The organism is Roseateles sp. P5_E1 (assembly GCF_054049335.1).
In genome coordinates this window covers 55,742-74,054 of the sequence record NZ_JBFUMN010000008.1, presented here as the reverse complement: position 1 = coordinate 74,054, position 18,313 = coordinate 55,742, and the positions used below count along the sequence as shown (strand labels likewise).

Below are 18,313 nucleotides of genomic sequence, written 5' to 3'. Positions count from 1 at the left end.
CATCTCGATGCCCGCGAAAATGCCACCCATGCGTATCGACTTCATTTCCGACATCGTCTGCCCCTGGTGTGCCATCGGCCTGTATTCGCTGGAAGCGGCGGCGGCCCGCATCCCCGGGCTGGAACTGGACCTGCACTTCCACCCCTTCGAGCTCAACCCCGGCATGAAACCCGAAGGCCAGGACATCGAGGAGCATCTGGCCGAGAAATACGGTGCCAGCCCGGCGGCGCTGGCCGGCACGCGCCAGGCCATCCGTGAGCGCGGTGCGGCGCTGGGCTTCGAGTTCCGCATGGAGGCGCGCGGCCGCATCTACAACACGCGCGACGCCCATCGCCTGCTGCACTGGGCGGACGAAGCCTTTGGCGGCGCCGTGCAGCGCACGCTGAAGGTGGCGATGCTGAAGGCCTATTTCACCGATGGCCGTGATGTATCCAATCACGAAGTGCTGCTGAGCCTGGCCACCGCCGCCGGCCTGCCCGAGGCCGAGGCGCGCGAACTGCTGGCGGGCACGCGCTATACCGAGGAAGTGGCTGCCGCCGAGGCGGAAGTGCACGCCCAGGGCATCCACGCCGTGCCGGCCATCATCGTCAACCAGCGCCACCTGATCCAGGGCGGCCAATCGGTCGAGGTGTTCGAGAAGCTGCTGCGCCAGGTCATGGACGAACCGCACCTGGCCTGACCCACCCCTCGCCGGCGCCGCCGCGCGACCTGAGACAATCGCGGCCTGATCGCTGCCTATTTCCGAAGCCCGCCGCTGGCGGGCTTCTTGTTTGTATCGAGCCCATGTTCAAGAACCTCATCGTCTACCGCATCGGCGAGGGCTGGCAGCCCGACGCCACCCAGCTGGCCGACAAGCTGGCCAAGGAACCCTTCCTGTCCTGCGCCCCGACGCAACCCCTGGCCGTCGGCTGGGCCCCGCCGCGGGACGTCGAGCACGCGCCCCTGGTCGAAGTCATCGACGGCCACTGGCTGCTCAAGCTCAAGCGCGAGCAGCGCCTGCTGCCCTCCTCCGTCGTGCAGGAGCGCATCGACGAGCTCGCCGAGCAGATCGAGGCCCAGACCGGCCGCAAACCCGGCAAGAAGGCCAAGAAGGACATGAAGGAGCAGGCCACGCACGAGCTGCTGCCGCGCGCCTTCACCAAGACCTCGGCCACGCGCGTCTGGATCGCGCCGGAGCAGCGTCTGCTGTTCGTCGATGCCGGCTCCGCCAGCCGCGCCGACGAGGTCGTCACGCTGCTGATCCAGGCCGCCGACGGCCTGTCGTTGCAGCTGGTGCAGACGGCCGAAAGCCCCGCCGCCTGCATGGCCGCCTGGCTGCTGGACGGCGTGACGCCCGAGGGCTTCCAGATCGAGCGCGAATGCGAACTCAAGGGCAGCGATGACGAGAAGCCCGTCGTGCGCTATGCCCGCCACCCGCTGGACATCGACGAGGTCCGCGCCCACCTGACCAGCGGCAAGATGCCGACCCGCCTGGCCCTGAGCTGGAACGACCGCGTCGCCTTCACGTTGACCGAAGGCTTCGCGATCAAGAAGATCAGCTTCCTGGACCTGGCCTTTGAAGGCCGGCCCGAGGCCAGCGGCGACGAGGCCTTCGATGCCGACGCGGCCCTGGCCACAGGCGAACTGGGCCGGCTGATCCCGGCACTGATCGAAGGCCTGGGCGGCGAGCATGACTTCGCCGCGGCCGGTGCGCCCGCCTCAGCGCCCGCGCCCGCCATCGCCTCTCTGCCGGCGAACGTGCCTGAGGACGCGCTCAGTGAGTCACCGCCCTGGTGACACCCCAGGCGTCGGATCGCTTGGGTAGCTTGGCGCGGCACCGGCAGGCACGCCACAACGGTGCCGTCAGCCGCGAAGCTCTCGGCACGCTCCGCTAGATCAATATTCCCAGAAGATCCGCTGCAGCTCAGCGGTGGTCTGCGGCTTGGTCAGGGCCACGGCGGCCAGGATCTTGGCCTTCTGGGGGTTCAGGTCGTGGGCCACCACCCAGTCGTACTTGTCGTCGGGCTGTTCGGCGTTGCGCAGCACGATGCCGTCAGCCACGCGGCTGGAGCGGATGACCAGCACGCCCTTGCTGCGGATGGACTTGAGCTTGTCCACCGCGTAGTCGGGCACCGAGCCATTGCCCGTGCCGGCGTTGATGATGGCCTTGACGCCCGGCGTGGCCGCGGCGTCGTACAGCGCCATGTTCATGCTGCCCGAGCCGTAGACGATGGACACGTCCGGCAGCGCGTCGATGGTGTCGATGTCGAACTCGGAGTTCGCGGTATGGCGCTTGGCCAGGCTGCGGAACCAGAAGGTCTTGCCCTCGACCACCATGCCCAGCGAACCCCATTGGCTGCCAAAGGCGCTGGTCTTGATGTTCACGCGCTTGGCTGCGTCACGGCCGGACAGAATGTCGTCGGCCATGGTGATCAGCACGCCCTTGCCCTTGGCGCTGGGCGAAGCCGCCACCACCACCGCGTTGTACAGGTTCAGCATGCCGTCGGCCGACATCGCGCTGCCCGGCCGCATCGAGCCGACAACCACGATGGGCTTGTCGCTCTTGATCACCAGGTTCAGGAAGAAGGCTGTCTCTTCCAGCGTGTCGGTGCCGTGGGTGACGACCACACCGCCCACTTCCGGGTCCTTCAGCAGCGCGGAAACGCGCTTGCCCAGCGTCACCAGCTTGTCGTTGGTGAAGCTCTCGGAAGCGATCTGGAAGGCTTGCTCGCCGCGCACGTTGGCCACGCTGGCCAGTTCGGGCACACCGGCGATCAGCTTGTCCACCGGCACCTTGGCGGCCTGGTAGGTGGCGCTGTTCAACGCCGAGGCGCCAGCACCGGCGATGGTGCCGCCGGTGGCGACGATCACCACGGTGGGTTTGGCGGTCTGGGCCAGCGCCGGCAAACCGGCGAAGGCGCTGGCCGCCAGCAGCGCGGCGCAGGCGGCGCGCAGGCCGAAGGTCATGGATTGCATGCGGAGTTCTCCTCTGGTTGTAAAGAAACCAGCGCGAGTAGATGCGAGAAACGGGCCCGCATGAATACCGATCCGGCATTCGTGCTTTCAGAAGGCGCATGACTCCAGTGCATTGCCCGGGCCGGGTCGCGTGCAAAAGCGTCGTCTCTTCAGAACCCCATCTTCAGCGTCACCCGCACCGTGCGCGGCTCGGCCGGGTGGACATGACGGTCGGCCACCGCCGCCGCCTCGCCGGGCAGTTGCGACTCGTAGAAGTACTCGATGTCGTTGAGCTTGCGGTCCATCAGGTTGAACACGTCCACCGTCAGCTCGGCCTTGTCCCACAGCTTGCGGCTGACGCGCAGATTCGTCGTCAGCGACGAGCGCGAGCGCACGCTGTTGTCCTCGACCAGCGAGCCCGAGCCGAGGTAACGCCACTGCAGGCTGGCCGACCAGGGACCAAGGTCGCGCAGCGTGACGGCGATCGATCCGACCTTGTCGACGGCATTGGGAATGCGGTTGCCCGCGGGGTCGAAATCGGCAAAACGGGCACGCGTCCAGGCCAGGTCGGCGTCGATGAGCAACCAGGGTACAGGGACATAGCGGTTGTTCCACTCAAGCCCATGACGTTTGCTGGGCCGGGTGGCCTCGGTCGCGCCCGCGTCGCCCACATAGACGAGTTCGGAGTCGAAGTCCAGCTTCCAGATCGCGACCGAACTCTGCAGGCCCGGCATCCATTCGGTCCGTGCACCCAGCTCCAGGCCGCGCGCCGCGACAAGACCCGGCACCTTGTCGACCGCGTCTCCGGTCTTGGGGTCGATGGTGGCCGTCGTGCCACGCGCGTCATTGCTGTGAAAGCCGCGGCCCGCGTTGAAGAAGAACTCAGTCTTGGCCCACGGCCCGGCGATCACCGAGAACTTGGGCGACAGCAGGTGGGCCGAGGCGCTGCCGGAGTTGGCGGCGTTGCTGTAGCTATGCACCTTGAAGCGCGCCTGGTCTGCCCGCAGGCCGACGACGCCGCGCAGCCAGGGCGTCAGCTCGACCGAGGTCTGGCCGTAGACGCCAAGCTCGGTCTCGCGCACCTCGTCGTCGCGCGTCGTTGCGGTGATGCGGCGCTCTACGGTGTCGTAAAGGCCGACGCGGATGCGGTCGTGACGCAGCTGCAGGCCGATCTCGCTGCGGGCCGGCAGGTCGCCCAGGCGGTGGTCGACGGCGTGGCTGGCATTGGCGCCGTAGACGCTGCGCCTGTCCTGCTGCAGGAACTGGTCGCCGTCGTCGGGCCGCTCCAGCGCGTAGGTGAAGTTGGAGAAGAGCTTGAGCCGGTAGTTCATCGCATAGGCCGCGACGTTGGTGGCTTCTGTGCCGGTATTGCGATGCCATTCACCGGACAGGCTGCTGCGGCGCGTCTCGCCGCCGTCGCTCTTGTCGATGGCATCGAAGCGGCCGAAGGGCTGGCCGTTGAAGGTGCCGGCTGTGATGAGACGCTCGGGCACCTGGTCGGTCGATGTCCACCGGGCGTCATAGGTCATCAGGCTCGTGCTCCAGCCCTCGGCGCGCGTGCCACCCGAAAGAATCAGCACACCGTTTGTCTTGCGCAGGTGTTCGGGCAACTGCCACGGCCCGTCGTTGTGCTGCACCTCGATGGCGCCCAGCAGATGCATGTCGCCCAGGTGCGTAAAGCCGGCGCCGACAAAGCGCTGGAACTGGCGCTGGCCCAGCGTCAATGCGGCGAAGCTTTCGTCCAGCGTGTTGCGGTAGGCGATGTCGGCCGAGCCGGCGGCGGCGAAGTCGCCGTTCTTCGCAAAGTACGGGCCCTTGCGGTACTCGATGCGGTCCACCAGTTCGGGAATCAGGAAGTTCAGGTCCGAATAGCCCTGGCCGTGGCCGTGGGACGGCATGTTGACCGGCAGGCCGTTGACGGTGGTGGCGAAGTCGGTGCCATGGTCAAGGTTGAAGCCGCGCAGGAAGTACTGGTTGGCCTTGCCGTCGCCCGAGTGCTGCGTGACGATGAGGCCGGGCACGAACTCCAGCACCTCGCCCGGGCGCAGCGCGGGGCGGCTCTTCAGCAGCTCGGCGCGGATGGTGCCCTGCGACGCGGCATCGGTGCTGCCGATGGCGTTGTCGTAGTGGCGGCCGGTGATCTCGACCTTTTCAAGCACGGCTGAGGGTTCGGCCTGGGCTGCGGAGGCGGCGAGCAGGCAGGCGGCGGCCAGCAGCGTCGGCTGGAAGCGGCAATGTTTGGGCATGGGAGCTCTCGGCAAGCCTGCGCGCACGCAGGCACCGCTGGGTCCGGTCAGGACGGGCGGAAGTCAGGGGATCGGATTGGCGCAGCAAGCGCCATGGCACGCGAAGGCGCCTGTCGATCAGCCGCGAGGAGGGGTCAACGGCGGCGCGACGACACGGTCGCGCCAATCGAGGTGGGTCGCGGCAGGGTGATCGCCGCCCTCGCCCACCGGCAGGGTCAAGCCGGCCGGCAGCCAGGCGAGGAAGGCCGTCACAGCGCCTTGGGCGGTGTCGTCAGCCGGATCGCCGACCTCGAGCACGTCGGCGTCGTGCTGAGCGTGCTTGTGAAAGACGCCACCATGCTCGTGCATCTCCGCGCCAGACCCCTTGCTCAGCACCCGAGGGAACTTGGAGCCCTGCAGCCGCGGGTCCTGTGCGGCGTGCAGATGGTCCAGCAGGGCGCGCAGTGGCTGGGTCAGGCCCGCCAGCACGGCGTCATGCCGAGTCGCCGTGCCGATATGCACATGCCTGTGACCTTGGAGGCCCGCAACGAGTTGCACCACGCCCTGGAGCGGCAACACGACGAGCAGCAGCACCAGGACGGCAGCACGCGTTCGATGGAGCAGTGACGACAGGGTGGGTGGCACGGGCGTGATGACAAAGGAACCGAGGCGGGCGCAGGCCAGGCGACGCATCTTCGGTCACCAGCATTGCCCGCGTATGACATTCGCTTGCTTGTCCTACGTGGGCCATCGGTGGCCGGATTCACTGAAGGCGTCGCCGCAGCCTGGCAATGACGATCACGCGGCCTGCGCGGTCTCACTCTCGACGGCCCGGAGCTCGTCGACGACCTTGTCGAGGTGGCTCGCCACGTCATGCACCATGGCGTCCACCTCGGCGTCGCGCGCGCCATGCAGGCACCCCCGCTCCAACGCAGCGGCAGCGGCCTGCACCGCATGCATGCCGAGCGTTCCGGACAGGCCCTTGAGGTCGTGCGCGGCGCGCATGGCGGCGTCGGCGTCGCCTGCACGGCGTGCGGCGTTGAAACGCTGCGCGAAATCGGCCTCGCGGTCGCGGAACATGCTCAGCACACGGCGGTACAGCACGCCGTTGCCGCCGACATTGGCCAAGCCGCAATGCGCGTCGATGCCGTTCAGCGCCTGCAACGCGTCGGCGCTGCCGTCGTTGCCCACCACCACCAAACCGCTCGGTTTGACCCATTTCGCGAGGGTGGCGAACATCTCATCGACCTTGATCGGTTTGGCGATGTGATCGTTCATGCCCGCCGCGATGACGGCTTCGCGGTCGCCGACCATCGCATTGGCGGTCATGGCGATCACGGGCAGCGCCTGCAGCGCCGGCTGCTGGCGCAACGCCCGCGTCGCTGCATAACCGTCCATGACGGGCATCTGGCAGTCCATGAGCACTGCATCAAAACGCTCGCTGGCCAGCTTGCGCAGCGCTTCCTCGCCATTGCCGGCGACGCTGACGACGATACCGGCGCGGCTGAGCAGGTCGACGGCCAGTTCCTGGTTGATCGCGTTGTCCTCCACCAGCAGCACATGGGCACCGGCCAGCGCCTTTCGATGGTCGAGCTGTGCTTCTTCGCGCCGCGCATTGCGCGTGGGGACGGCAAGCGAGCGTCCGAGTGCGGCAGCGCAGGCATCCAGCAAGGTCGAGGGCGTGACCGGCTTGGTCAGCAGCGCGCCGGCCCGCAGCTTGCGCTCGGCCAGGCGCTGCCTCACCTCTTCGCGGCTGAAGGCCGTGGCCAGCATGACCAGGGGTGCCGGGTGGCGCAGCTCGGTCTGCTGGGCCAGCGCCTGCGCGCAGGCCACGCCGTCCATGCCCGGCATCTTCCAGTCGAGCAGCAGCAGTTGGAAGGGTGCGTCGCCCGCGTCGGCCTGCATCACCAGGCGCAGCGCTTCTTCGCCACCTGCGGCGGTATCGACCTGCAGGCCCAGCGTGCCGCACATCGTCGCGAGCAGCTCGCGCGCGGCGGCGTTGTCGTCGACGACCAGCACACGCGTGCCGCGCAGGCTGGTGTCCATGGCCGCGTCCGCAGCGCCAGGCTGCAACCCGAAATGCAGCTCGAAGTGCAGACGGCTGCCGCGGCCCAGCTCGCTCTCGACGGTGAGCTCGCCGCCCATCAGTTTCACCAGGTGGCGGCTGATCGCCAGCCCGAGGCCGGTGCCGCCATAGCGCCGGCTGGTCGAGGCATCGGCCTGCGTGAAGGGCTGGAACAGGCGTTGCAGTTGTTCAGGGCTCATGCCGATGCCGGAATCACCCACGGTGAAGCGCAGCCGGGCCGATTCGCCGTCCCGTTCCACCATCTTCACGGCGACGATGACCTCGCCACTGTCGCTGAACTTGACGGCGTTGTTGCCCAGGTTGAGCAACACCTGGCCCAGGCGCGATGGGTCGCCCACCAGTGCCCGGGGGACCGCGAGCGGCAAGTCCAGCAGCAGCTCCAGGCCCTTCTCGTCGGCCTTCAGGCCCACAACATTGCTCAGGTTGTCCAGCACGTCGCCAAGGCTGAACGGGATCGTCTCGATGTCGAGCTTGCCGGCCTCGATCTTGGAGAAGTCGAGGATGTCATTGATGATGACCAGCAGCGATTCCGCCGCCGCATGCGCCTTCTGGATGTAGTTGTGCTGCTGCGGGTTGAGGCCGCTTTGCAGCGCCAGGTGGGACATGCCCAGGATCGCGTTCATCGGCGTGCGGATCTCATGGCTCATGTTGGCCAGGAAGCTGCTCTTGGCCTGGTTGGCAAGCTCGGCAACATTCTTGGCCTGCTGCGCTTCGCTGTAGGCGGCTTCCAGGTCGGCAATCGTGTGGGCCAGGCGGGCCGTCATCGAATTGAAGCTGGTGGCCAGCATGCCGGTCTCATCGCGCGCTTCGACGGGCGCCTGGGCGGTGAGGTCGCCAGCGGCGATCCGTGCCGCCACCTGGGTCAGGCGCTGCACCGGCCCGACGATGCTGCGCCGAAGCAGGAACGCCAAGGCTGCACCGAATGCCAGCGCGGCCAGGCCACCGACAGCCGTTTGGGCACGCGAGCGGGCCAGGCTGTCCCGAGCCCGCGACAGCTCGGTCTGCAGTTGCGCCTGCTGCTCGGCGGTGATCTGGTGCAGCAGGTCGAGAAGCCCTTGCGCCTGCGGCACGACCTCGGTCCGATACAGGTAGAGGTCCTCGTAGGCACGCGCGCTGTCCTGGATCGTGCGGATGCGCAGGGTCAGCTCGGTCAGCGCGGCCCGCGCCGCTGCGATGCGGTCCAGGTGGGCGCGCTGCGCAGCCGTGAGCAAGGGGCGACGGGCGTAGAGCCCGTCCCACAAGGCCGCATTGGTGACCAGCTGCGAGCTGTACGTCAGCCTGAAGTTGCCTTCGCCCGAGGCGCCGAACGCCATCACGTTGGTGGCCAGCACATCGAACGAACTCTGGAAGGTAAGCATCTCCGCCAGCACTTCGCGGTTCACCGCGTCGGCAGGGCGCGAATTCTGCAACTTGATCATGGCCTCGGTCTCGGCCAGCACACGCACCCGCTGCGCCTGCACGTCCATGCTCGACAGTCGCAGCGCCGGCCGGTTGCGCAAGGTGTCCTCGTGCAGCTCGAACAGCTGTGGCGGCAGGCGTTTCCAGCGCGCGTAACGCTCGTTCAAGGCCTGCACCTGCTTGCGCTCGCCCTCCTCCCAGCCGTCGGCCAATTCCTCCAGCGATGTCAGCGCACTCTCGAACGCCCCGCGTGCCGCGTGGTAGTGCCCGATGTCTTCGCGGTCAGAGAGCACCAGGAAGCCGCGCAGGTGCAGCTGCATGCTCAGCAGCGCCTCCTGCGCCTGGGCCGACGCCCGCGAGGCCGGCGCCCGCAGGCCTTCGCTGATTTCGATGTCCCGGCTGGCGTTGCGGCCCGCCAGGATGGCGAGTGCCACCACCAGCAGCGTCAGCCCGACGAGGACCCCGACGCCGACGGTCAGCTTGGTGCCGATGCCCAGTGACGCTACCCGGAAATTCCAGCGCATGCCCGTGATCAATAGCCCAGTGAAGTTCGATACGCCTCTCGTTGCCGCTCGCGGCCGAGCCGGATCGTGATCTCTTCGAAATCGACGGCAGCGGCCTCGAGCGCTTCTGCCGGACTCAATTGACCGGCCGCCGCCTGCATGAGGCGCAGATCCAGCGCCAGCACATAGCTGTAGGTTCCAGGGATTCGCAGGTAGGGGATCTGCTGCTTGTTGCTGAAAGTGCGTTCGAACGCGCTGAGATAGTCGCGGACGTCGGCCGGGTCCCAGTTCGCTCGCAGATACGGCGCCAGGCTGCCCGTGCCTTCAGGCGGCAGCATCTGGGATTTGCGCCCCGGATCGACGCCGTCCCAGCCCCGCGCCGCATAGACCTGCGACTTCTCCTTCGCCGCCAGCAGCGCCAGCAGGAAGTACGCGGCCTCGGGCACCTTCGAATACTTGGAAATCACGCCGGCCCAGGAGGCACCGCTGGTGTTGCCGACCTGGTTGACGCCTGCGGTGCTGGTCCATTTGCCCCGCGCGATGTCGTAGTACGCGTGCGTTCCGGGCGCCGGCGCAGCGCCGGTCTTGCCCCTGACCTTGCTGCCCTGTTGTTGAGCCAGCGCGCCGAGGTCGCCCCAGGTGAGCGCAAACGCCGCGCGGCCCGCCAGGAAATGGTCCCAGCCACGGCCATGGTTCCAGGTCAGCATCTCGCGCGGGCCGAACTTCACCAGTTCAACGAACAACTCGAGGGCGCGCACGTGGCCGGGGCTCTTGATCAGCGGCTCCATCGTCTGCGGGTCGAACCAGTACAGCCGCGCACTGGTGGGGCCGATGACGAACGACGCCGACAGCGTCATGTAATTGAACATGCCCTGGCTGCCCGGCTGCAGCGCCAGCACGATGCCGTGATCCGGCGTGCCGTCGCCATTCATGTCCTGGCCGTTGAAGTACTCGACCTCATCGCGCAACTGCGCCCAGGTCTGCGGCACCGCCAGCGGGTAGCCGTACTTCTGCCTGAACGCCGCCTGGTGCCGCGGGTGGTTCAGCAAGTCGCGACGGTAGTACAGCACCTGGCCGTCGTGGTCGTAGGCGACCATGTACTTCTTGCCGCCGTAGGACAGCAGGGTGCGCGGGCCGGGCAGTACGTCGTCGATGTCCCACTTCGGAAATCGCGGGTCGTTGTAGAACTTCTCATACGACAGCAGGTGCCCGCCAGCCACCATGTCGCCGACCCACCAGGCAGCGGCAATCGACGCGTCGTACTTGCCGGTGTGGGTGGTCATGTCCGAGATGATGGTCGGGTAGTGCTCCACACCGGCCAAGCGCACGATGTCGAGTTGAGCACCGGTGGCCGCCTCGAACTCCTGCTTCACTTCGAGCAGCGCCACGCTGATCGCGCTCTTGGTGGCGATCACCGTCACCTTCTGACCCGCAAACAGGCACGTACCCGGCGCGCAGGCTGGCAGCACACGCGGCACGGGGACATCGTTGGCCTGGCCAACCGTGACGGTGGTGCTCTCGGGCCTGACGGGCGCGTTGGCCTCCGGGCCGTCAGCGGCCTGTGCCAGCGGGATCCAGCCGGTCAACAGCACCAGGCATGCACCCATGAGCCTGCTCAGAGTCATGTCGCCTCCATGAGGCCGGGGGTGCGTCGATATCGGAGGGCCTTGCGCAACCCACCGAATCGAGCCAAGCCGTGCTCACCAACCTCGATCCCACTCTATTCCACATCTCCAGTCCGCGGATTGGTGTTTGGCCGTACCGGCCCCTGTGCCGCTCGAGTCACCATTCCTGGGTCAGCGTCAGGCGAACATTGCGGCCAAACAGCGGTCGGCCATAGATGGCATCGGCCGAACCCTGCCCGGCCACCGCATCGGCGCGCGGGTTGCCTTCGGTCAGGCCCTTGGCGTTGGTGGCGTTGTCCACCATCAGCTGCACGGTGGTGCCGCCCCTGCTGGCCGACGTGCCCAGCGCCAGGGTCTGGTAGGCCGGCAGCGCCGTCGTGTTCTGCAGATCGACGTAGCGCCTTCCAGTGAAGTTGAAGCGGGCATAGGCGCTGGCCTGCCAGTCCGCCACGGCGAAGTGGACGGTGGGACGGATATTGCCCCAGGCCTTGGGCTGGCGGATGGGCAACTTGCCTTCGGTCGTCAGCGACTGGTTGCCGGCGGCGCTGACCATGTTGCCGGACTTGGCCGGGCTGTAGGTCGCAGCGCCGTCCAACGTGAAACTTGAAATGAGGCGCCACGAGAATTCGAACTCCACGCCAGGGCTCTTCACGTCGCCGATGAAGACCTGATTCGTGATGGTTCCAGTGGCGGGGTTGATTTCGGCCACCGTCGTCGCAAAGGGCTTGAACTGGCTCAGGAAGACGGTGGCGAAAGCCGAGAACGGCTCGGTCGAGTACTTCAAGCCGGCCTCGTACTGCTTGGCCTTGGTCGTCGTCGGCGCAGCGAATGTGTAGACGTTGATTTCGCCCGGCAGACGGTAGGCCACGGAGGCGCGCGCATACACGCCCATGGCTCGCGTGAGCTCCTGATTGACACCGACGGTCCAGGAAGTCGGGTGGCCGTCAATCGGGCGCGGGGCGTTGACGCCGGTGTAACCCAGCGTCGAGTTGTCGGCCAGGGTGGCGGCGTTGCCCAGGTCGTACCGGGCCGTGTTCTTGCTGTAGCCGTCACCCTTGTAGCCGCTGCGCCGGACACCGAAATCAAGCGCGGTCTGCGGCGCCGGCTTCCAGGTATCGGCCAGGTAGACCGATGTCTGGGTGACCGTGGACTCGCCGCCGATCAGCGTGGACGAGTAGCGCAGCACGCCGTTGTCGGTGACGCGGCCCAGCACGGCGCCGCCGGCGTCATAGGCAACCAGGTCCAGCGGCCGGGGCTTGCCGGCCAACTCCAGCAGCAAGTCCTGGAAGCGCAGGTTCATCGTGGACTTGTAGCGCGACAGCAGCAGGCCGCCGGTCAGGCTGTGCCGGCCTGCAAGTTCAAAGTCGCGGGTCACGCGCAGGTCGTTGGCGATGGTGTTGAAGTCGTTCTGGATCGAGCGGTAGCCCGCCTGCGCAACCAGGCCCGATGCAGCGTACGGGTCGTAGGCCGCGGACTGGCCGGCGTAGGTGTAGCCCAGGCGGTTGACGCCGGCACCGAACGCCGTGCGTGAGGCAGTCAGGAAGCTGGCGGCAAAGGCGTTGGCGTCCGCCGGGTTGACGGTCGAGTACAAGGCATCGAAGTCGAGTTTTCCTTTCGTCAGCCTCAGCTTCTCGCTGAGCTGCCACCCACCCAGGTTGAGGTTGAGATCAACGCCGGTGTTGAAGTAGCGCAGGTGCCGGCCGTCGGACAGGTCACGCGATTCGGTGGCACTGCCCGCGCCGCCCACGGTCGGGTAGATGAACTTGACGTTGCGCAGGTAGGGCGAATTCAGCGTGCCCTTGAAGTAGTCGATGTAGGGGTTCAGCGACTTGGACGGATCGCGCGGGTCTGCCACGGGAATAGGCAGCAGGAACACATTGCTGTCGTCGAAGACTTTGGCAAAAAACCTGGCTTCACCGTTGTCCAGCCTGTGCCGGATGTTCAGCCGCAACTGACCGCCGGTGTCGCTCGGAAAGCCGTTGTCGCGGTAGCCCCTGTGCTTGCGGTAGAAGCCGCCGACGGCGTAGTAGGTTCGGTCGGCCAGCTTGCCGGAGGCGAAGCCGTCGAAGCGATACAGGCCGGTGTCGCCCAGGGTGAGCCGGGCGCCCCTCTCGGGCGATTCACCGCCCTGGCGCGTGATCAGGTTGAAGATGGCGGCGGCGTTGTCCGCAAAGATCGGCGCTGGGCCACCGCGGACGATCTCGACGCTCTGGGTCATCAGGTCCGGTCGGAGCATGACGTCGCCCTTGAAGAAGTACCCGTCGTTCTCCCCGTAGATGAGCATGCCGTCTTCCTGGAACGTGAAGAAGTTCGACTCGTTCGGAATGCCACGCACGCGATAGATGTTCTGGGCCTCGCCGCCGGTAGCTTCGGCCTGCACACTCGGCACCTGACCGAGGAGATCCGCCGTGTTCAGCGGTCCAAGCTTGTCGATGTCCGACGCCGACAGGCTCGAAACGGCGTAAGACGTGTCGAACTTGCGGCGGGCCACACCCGTGCCGGTGACCACCATCCGATCCAGGCTCAGGCGGTTGGCCGCCGGGGGCGTCGACGGGGCTGTCGCTGCGGACGAGGGGGCGCTGGCGGCAGGTCCAGCGCTCAAGGGCGTGTCCTGCGCGTGTGCGGCGACGACCATCGCTAGAGTGGCTAGCGCGACTACTGTCTGCGGGAGCCTCGGGCGGAGCGTTGGAGCGTGTTTCACGTTGTCTCCAGATGTATCGCCGAACTCTTGCAGTGTAGGCAGGCGAGAGGCGAGGCGCCAGACGAGGATGAGCGTCCGCTTTGACCTGCGTCATGGCCCGGCGCAGGCCATGGGTGTCGAACTCGCCGTGTTACGAGTCCGCGGCCCGGCCGGCCGGCCAGCGCGTGAACGGGTTCACCGCCAGGTTGGCATTGACGTAACGGCCATCGCCGGTCACTTCGGCACCCAGCCAGTCCGGCCGGGCAAAGACCTGGCCCTCGGCCGCCAGCTCGATTTCCGCGACCACGAGGCCGGCGTTGGCTCCCAGGAATTCGTCAACCTCCCAGGTCATGCCCTCATGCGGGCACAGGTGGCGGATCTTCTCGACGAGCGGGCCATCGCACAGCGCCAGCAGCTGTCGGGCATCAATGAGTGGAATCTCGTACTCGAACTCGGCCCGCGTGGCCCCTTGGGTCGCACCTTTGATGGTCAGGAAGGCCCGTTCACCGGCGATGCGCACGCGCACCGTGCGGGCCGGGTCACGGCTCAGATAGCCCTGGCTGAAGCGGGTCTGGCGCTCGGTGGGCGGGCGCCAACCGTCGCCGGTGACGAGGAACTTGCGTTCGATCTCAATGCCCATCGCTCATTCCCCACGCGCCGCGGCTTCGCGCAGCTTGTCCTTCTTGCTCTTGCGCGTCGTGCTCTTGATGCCGCCGATGGCCTGGGCTTCGGTGGCGACTGTCTCGGGCTCGAAGCCCTCCAGCCGCTCGCGTGGCACGCGCTGGCCCTGGCGCTTCTCGATGAGGCGGAAATGGCTCTCGGCGTTCTCGGCGCTGTCTGCGCAGATGAAGCTGACTGCCACCCCGGTGGCGCCGGCGCGACCGGTGCGGCCGATGCGGTGGGTGTAGTCGGCGGCCGAGCGCGGCAGCTCGTAGTTGACGACCGCGTCCAGCGCATCGACGTGCAGGCCGCGGGCGGCGACGTCGGTCGCGACAAGCACCTTGACGCTGCCGTTCTTCAGCGCCGCCAGCACGTCGCTGCGTGCACCCTGGCTCAGCTCGCCATGCAAGGCGCCGGCCTTGAAGCCATGGGCGAAAAGCTTGTCCGATACGAGCTCGGCCGTGTAGCGGCTGGCGACGAAGACCAGCGCGCGATCCCAGGCCTCATCCTTGAGCAGTTGCCGCAGTGCGGGCAGGCGCTGGGCGCGGTCGAGCTGGATGGCACGCTGCGTGATCTGCGGCGGTGCCTCCTGGATGTCGATGCGCACCGGCTCGCGCAGCAACTGCTCGGCCAGCCCCTGCACGGCAGGCGGGCAGGTGGCGGAGAACAGCAGGGTCTGGCGCCGTGCGGGCACCAGCGCCAGCACGCGCTGCAACTCGTCGGCAAAGCCGGCGTTGAGCAGCCGGTCGGCTTCGTCCAGCACCAGGCATTCCACGCCGGCCAGCGTCAGGCCGTTGTGGTCGATCAAGTCCAGCAGGCGGCCCGGCGTGGCCACCATCACGTCGCAGCCGCCGCGCAGCGCCATCAGCTGAGGGTTGATGGACACGCCGCCAAAGGCCAGCGCCACCTTGGGCCGGTGCATCAGCAGCGCGGCGACGTTGCGCATCAGCTCGGCCGTCTGGGCGGCCAGCTCACGCGTCGGCGCCAGCACCAACGCACGCGGGCCTGGGCGAGGCGGCGCGGCGACCAGGCGTTGCAGCAGCGGCAGCACAAAGGCAGCGGTCTTGCCGGAGCCGGTCTGCGCCAGCGCGAGCACGTCGGCGCCGACCAGAATGGGAGGCAACGCAGCCGACTGCACGGCGGTCGGCGCGTGATAGCCCTGTTCGCGCACGGCGCGCAGCAGGGCGGGCGAGAGGCCCAGGGAAGAAAAGGACATGCGCGATTGTCGCGGTCAGAACAACTTCTGCTGATCGCCCGCGAGTTGGCCGACGGCGCGGGCCTCGATGAGCAGCATGCGCCGCTTGGTCTCCACGCCGCCCGGCGCCGAGAATCCCGTGGGCTCGCCGCCTGCGCCCATCACGCGGTGGCAGGGCACGATGGGCGGAAACGGGTTGTCGCCCTCGGCGCGGCCGACCGCGCGCGCCGCACCGGGCTGGCCGAGGGCCGTGGCGATCTCGCCGTAGGTGCGGGTCTGCCCGGGCGGGATGGCGCGGGTCAGCGCATGCACCTGGCGGCGGAACTCGGGGATGCCGCGCTCGTCGAGGACGACGTCGCCGAGGTCACGCGCCTCGCCGGCCAGCAGTGCGCGAATGCCATCGACGGCATGGGCGATGTGGGCGGGCAGCTCCGTCGTCAGTTCGGCGGTGGGATGTCGGCGCTTCAGTCGCGCCGGGCTGGCTTCAGGCAATAGCGAGGCGACGATGCCCCGCTCGCTCCAGACAACGCCGCAGCGGCCCAGTGCCGTGTCGAAGCTGTGAGCCCAAAGCGGCTCGCCGGCCGGCAGCACCGGGCCGATGTCAGGGTCGTCGACAAAATCGCTCACGTTGTTCGGTCGGTGCTTGCAGCAGGGTCTTGAAATAGTAGCCAAGCATGCCATTGACGCGGGTTCGGCCGGCATCGTCCAGCCAGCTGTCCACACGCGAGCGCCAGACGGCGGCGCAGGCTCCGGGATGCAGGCCCTGGTCGGCGCAGTCCAGCAGGGCCTCGAAGCCGCCACGCCAGCGCTCGAAATCGGCGCGGCTCATGACCGGACCATGGCCAGGTACCAGGCGCTGGAAAGGCTGGGCGGAGAGGCGTGCCAGCGCCTCGCGCCAGGCGGGTGGGCAGGCGGTGTCCATGAAGGGCATCGGCAGCGTGACAAGGTCGCCAGCGGCCAGTGTGCCGGTGGCCGCGTCCAACACCCACAAGTCGCCACCGCTGACGGCGGTTTCGATGCCGATCTGCAGGCGGCGGCCGGCGATGGTCCGGGCCGAGGCTGTCCCAATCTCACGATCGGGGCGCAGGGCCGCAGCCTGGTTCAGCAGTTCGAGGTCAACGCGCATGACGGCCGCCTGATCGGGCGGTGCCGTGGGAATGGCCTCCATCAGCTGGCGGCGGTAGCGGTCCAGCCAGCCATCGGCCGCCAGCGCCTTCGCTACCGCGGGCGACGCCCAGGCTTCAAGCCCAGGCCTTTGCGAACGCAACCAGGCGTTGCCGCCGAGGTGGTCGAGGTGCCAATGCGTGTTCAGCACCGCCCTCACCTGCCCGCCCGCCGCCGCGAGCGCCGCTTCGGCATGAGCGCGGTGGCGGCCGCTGTCGATCAGCAGCCAGCCCTGATCGCCCTGCAGCAGCAGACTGTTGCCGTCGGGCTGGCGGCCAGCCCCGAAACCACCGGGCACCAGGACGACGCCGAGCGCGAGCGGCTGCGCCGTCACCGCCGCCGCGGCGGCCAGGCACAGCACGGCGGCCCACGCGCGCCGCAGTTTCGTCATGGCGAGTTCTCGCGCACGCCCTGGTCGCCATAGAGCTGCATCGTCACTGCGCCGGACTCATTGCGCTGGAAGCCAACGCGCACGCCGGTGGGATGGATGAACTGCAGCGGCACGCCATCGGCGGCGATGGGCGTCAGCGCCAGACGGTCACCGTTGGGAAACACCAGGGTCAGCTGCGCCTTGGCCTGTTCAATCTGCACGCGCACCCCCATGGCGGCGAACAGGTAGCGCCCAGCGAGGCCTTGCAGAGCCGCCTCGTCCACGGCAGCCCGGCGCACGCGCGTCTCGCGGAACTGCGTCCAGCCATAGGCGCGTGACACGGCCGCCAGCAGTTCAGCGCTCAGCGCCCGGCCCGCATCGGCGTTAGCCAGGTAGACGACACCATCACCCGTGTGCAGGTTGATGGCCATGCCGGCGTTGTAGCCCGTCGTGCCGCCGTAGTGGACGAGGACCTGCTGTTCCCCTTCGCCGATAAGCCGGAAGCCGTAGAGATGCCCCTCGACAGGCGTGCCAAGCAGCGTGCGCACGCCGGGTTGGCGGAACACCTGGCTGCGGCCCTGCCAGCCCTTGCGCAGTTCCGTCAGCAGCGTGGCGAGGTCGCCCGCGTCGGACCACAGGCCGGCCGCGGCGCTTTCGGGCAGGTGCAGCCAGCCGCCCGGTACCGGCGCGGCGTCGCCCTGGTGGCCGGCCGCCACATCGCCACCGGCGCTTTGGCGCTGCAGTGCGAACGTGGCATGGCGCAGGCCGAGCGGCTGGAACAGCCAGCGCTGCATCAGCGGCTCGAAGGCCAGCTTCTGGCTATCCTGCAGAGCGATCTGGGCCAGCGTGTAGCCGCCGCCGGAATAGCGCAGCTGCTCGCCGGGCGGCAGCACGACCTCGGGCCGCGGCGTGTTCGTGCCCGGTGCCGCGGTCGCCACCTCCAACACTGTCGGCACGGGGCCGGCCTGGGCGTAGCCGGGGTAGCCCCCCGGCGTGATGCCCGCGGTGTGCGCGAGCAGCCCACGCAACGTGACGGGGTAATCGGGCGCCTGCCGGCCCGCAGGCAGGCGCAGCGACGTGAGCAGGCCGTTGACGTCGCGGTCCCAGTCCAGCCGGCCGGCGTCCTGCAGGCGCAGCGCGGCAAGCACCGTGACGGGCTTGGCCAGCGAGCCGGCCTGGAACAGCGTGTCGCAACTGACAGCCGGCGCCTGCATCGCACGGCGGCCGTACACGGCCACCCAGTCCACCTCACCGCCGCGCAGCACCGCCACGGCCAGGCCGGGCACGCCGTGCTCGGCCATGCGAGCGGCCAGTGTCTGCGGTTGCTCCTCGCCGTCGAACACCACCGCAGGCAGCAGGCCCTGCTCGACGGCTTGTCGGCGGGCGGCGGCGCCCCGCTGCTCTTCGCAGGGTGCGGCATGGGCACTGCCCGCCACGGCGAGGCACAGCGCCAGGGCGGCGGTTCGGGTCATG

Annotated in this window: 13 protein-coding genes; 2 read left to right on the top strand and 11 right to left on the bottom strand. The window is 68.2% G+C overall.

The annotated features are described in order from the left end of the window. The first annotated feature begins 28 nt into the window (after positions 1-28). A complete protein-coding gene (locus ACXJKJ_RS10350) occupies positions 29-679 on the top strand; it encodes a DsbA family oxidoreductase (RefSeq protein WP_457390038.1) in 651 nt (216 codons plus the stop codon). A gap of 104 nt (positions 680-783) precedes the next feature. Further along, a complete protein-coding gene (locus ACXJKJ_RS10345; RefSeq protein ID WP_457324421.1) occupies positions 784-1,776 on the top strand; it encodes a recombination-associated protein RdgC in 993 nt (330 codons plus the stop codon). Between the two features lie 99 nt (positions 1,777-1,875). On the opposite strand, the gene ACXJKJ_RS10340 is transcribed toward ACXJKJ_RS10345, so the two are convergent. The 11 genes from ACXJKJ_RS10340 to ACXJKJ_RS10290 form a co-directional block, all read right to left on the bottom strand. After that, entirely contained in the window at positions 1,876-2,946 is a 1,071-nt protein-coding gene (locus ACXJKJ_RS10340) for an asparaginase (protein ID WP_457390090.1), read from the bottom strand. Positions 2,947-3,104: 158 nt separating this feature from the next. Continuing rightward, positions 3,105-5,180 (bottom strand): TonB-dependent receptor, encoded by a 2,076-nt coding sequence (locus ACXJKJ_RS10335; RefSeq protein WP_457390037.1) that lies wholly within the window; start codon positions 5,178-5,180, stop codon positions 3,105-3,107. 117 nt (positions 5,181-5,297) lie between these two features. Then, positions 5,298-5,852, bottom strand: a complete 555-nt coding sequence (locus ACXJKJ_RS10330) for a hypothetical protein (RefSeq protein WP_457390036.1) — start codon at positions 5,850-5,852, stop codon at positions 5,298-5,300. Between the two features lie 105 nt (positions 5,853-5,957). Then, positions 5,958-9,167 carry a response regulator gene (locus ACXJKJ_RS10325; protein ID WP_457390035.1) on the bottom strand — a complete coding sequence of 1,070 codons (3,210 nt, stop codon included), beginning with the start codon at positions 9,165-9,167 and terminating at the stop codon, positions 5,958-5,960. 8 nt (positions 9,168-9,175) lie between these two features. Further along, entirely contained in the window at positions 9,176-10,753 is a 1,578-nt protein-coding gene (locus ACXJKJ_RS10320; protein ID WP_457390034.1) for an ABC transporter substrate-binding protein, read from the bottom strand. 175 nt (positions 10,754-10,928) lie between these two features. Continuing rightward, positions 10,929-13,373: a TonB-dependent receptor gene (locus ACXJKJ_RS10315; RefSeq protein ID WP_457390033.1), complete on the bottom strand. Its 2,445-nt coding sequence runs from the start codon at positions 13,371-13,373 to the stop codon at positions 10,929-10,931. Between the two features lie 229 nt (positions 13,374-13,602). After that, positions 13,603-14,091, bottom strand: a complete 489-nt coding sequence (locus tag ACXJKJ_RS10310) for a CYTH domain-containing protein (protein ID WP_457390031.1) — start codon at positions 14,089-14,091, stop codon at positions 13,603-13,605. 3 nt (positions 14,092-14,094) lie between these two features. Continuing rightward, positions 14,095-15,327: a DEAD/DEAH box helicase gene (locus tag ACXJKJ_RS10305; protein ID WP_457390030.1), complete on the bottom strand. Its 1,233-nt coding sequence runs from the start codon at positions 15,325-15,327 to the stop codon at positions 14,095-14,097. A 15-nt stretch (positions 15,328-15,342) separates the two neighbouring features. Next, on the bottom strand, positions 15,343-15,933 hold the full coding sequence (locus ACXJKJ_RS10300; RefSeq protein WP_457390029.1) for a methylated-DNA--[protein]-cysteine S-methyltransferase: 591 nt from the start codon (positions 15,931-15,933) through the stop codon (positions 15,343-15,345). Next, positions 15,908-16,861 carry an MBL fold metallo-hydrolase gene (locus ACXJKJ_RS10295; RefSeq protein WP_457390028.1) on the bottom strand — a complete coding sequence of 318 codons (954 nt, stop codon included), beginning with the start codon at positions 16,859-16,861 and terminating at the stop codon, positions 15,908-15,910. Before ACXJKJ_RS10295 ends, ACXJKJ_RS10300 begins: the two co-directional genes overlap by 26 nt. Further along, complete coding sequence (locus ACXJKJ_RS10290; RefSeq protein WP_457390027.1) at positions 16,858-18,312, bottom strand: serine hydrolase domain-containing protein; 1,455 nt, start codon at positions 18,310-18,312, stop codon at positions 16,858-16,860. Before ACXJKJ_RS10290 ends, ACXJKJ_RS10295 begins: the two co-directional genes overlap by 4 nt. Position 18,313: the final 1 nt, after the last annotated feature.

Bases quoted from the DNA above. Each gene is read 5' to 3' on its own strand.
- ACXJKJ_RS10350 (WP_457390038.1), top strand. From the start codon at position 29: ATGCGTATCGACTTCATTTCCGACATCGTCTGCCCCTGGTGTGCCATC.
- ACXJKJ_RS10345 (WP_457324421.1), top strand. From the start codon at position 784: ATGTTCAAGAACCTCATCGTCTACCGCATCGGCGAGGGCTGGCAGCCC.
- ACXJKJ_RS10340 (WP_457390090.1), bottom strand. From the start codon at position 2,946: ATGACCTTCGGCCTGCGCGCCGCCTGCGCCGCGCTGCTGGCGGCCAGC.
- ACXJKJ_RS10335 (WP_457390037.1), bottom strand. From the start codon at position 5,180: ATGCCCAAACATTGCCGCTTCCAGCCGACGCTGCTGGCCGCCGCCTGC.
- ACXJKJ_RS10330 (WP_457390036.1), bottom strand. From the start codon at position 5,852: ATGCGTCGCCTGGCCTGCGCCCGCCTCGGTTCCTTTGTCATCACGCCC.
- ACXJKJ_RS10325 (WP_457390035.1), bottom strand. From the start codon at position 9,167: ATGCGCTGGAATTTCCGGGTAGCGTCACTGGGCATCGGCACCAAGCTG.
- ACXJKJ_RS10320 (WP_457390034.1), bottom strand. From the start codon at position 10,753: ATGGGTGCATGCCTGGTGCTGTTGACCGGCTGGATCCCGCTGGCACAG.
- ACXJKJ_RS10310 (WP_457390031.1), bottom strand. From the start codon at position 14,091: ATGGGCATTGAGATCGAACGCAAGTTCCTCGTCACCGGCGACGGTTGG.
- ACXJKJ_RS10305 (WP_457390030.1), bottom strand. From the start codon at position 15,327: ATGTCCTTTTCTTCCCTGGGCCTCTCGCCCGCCCTGCTGCGCGCCGTG.
- ACXJKJ_RS10295 (WP_457390028.1), bottom strand. From the start codon at position 16,861: ATGACGAAACTGCGGCGCGCGTGGGCCGCCGTGCTGTGCCTGGCCGCC.
- ACXJKJ_RS10290 (WP_457390027.1), bottom strand. From the start codon at position 18,312: ATGACCCGAACCGCCGCCCTGGCGCTGTGCCTCGCCGTGGCGGGCAGT.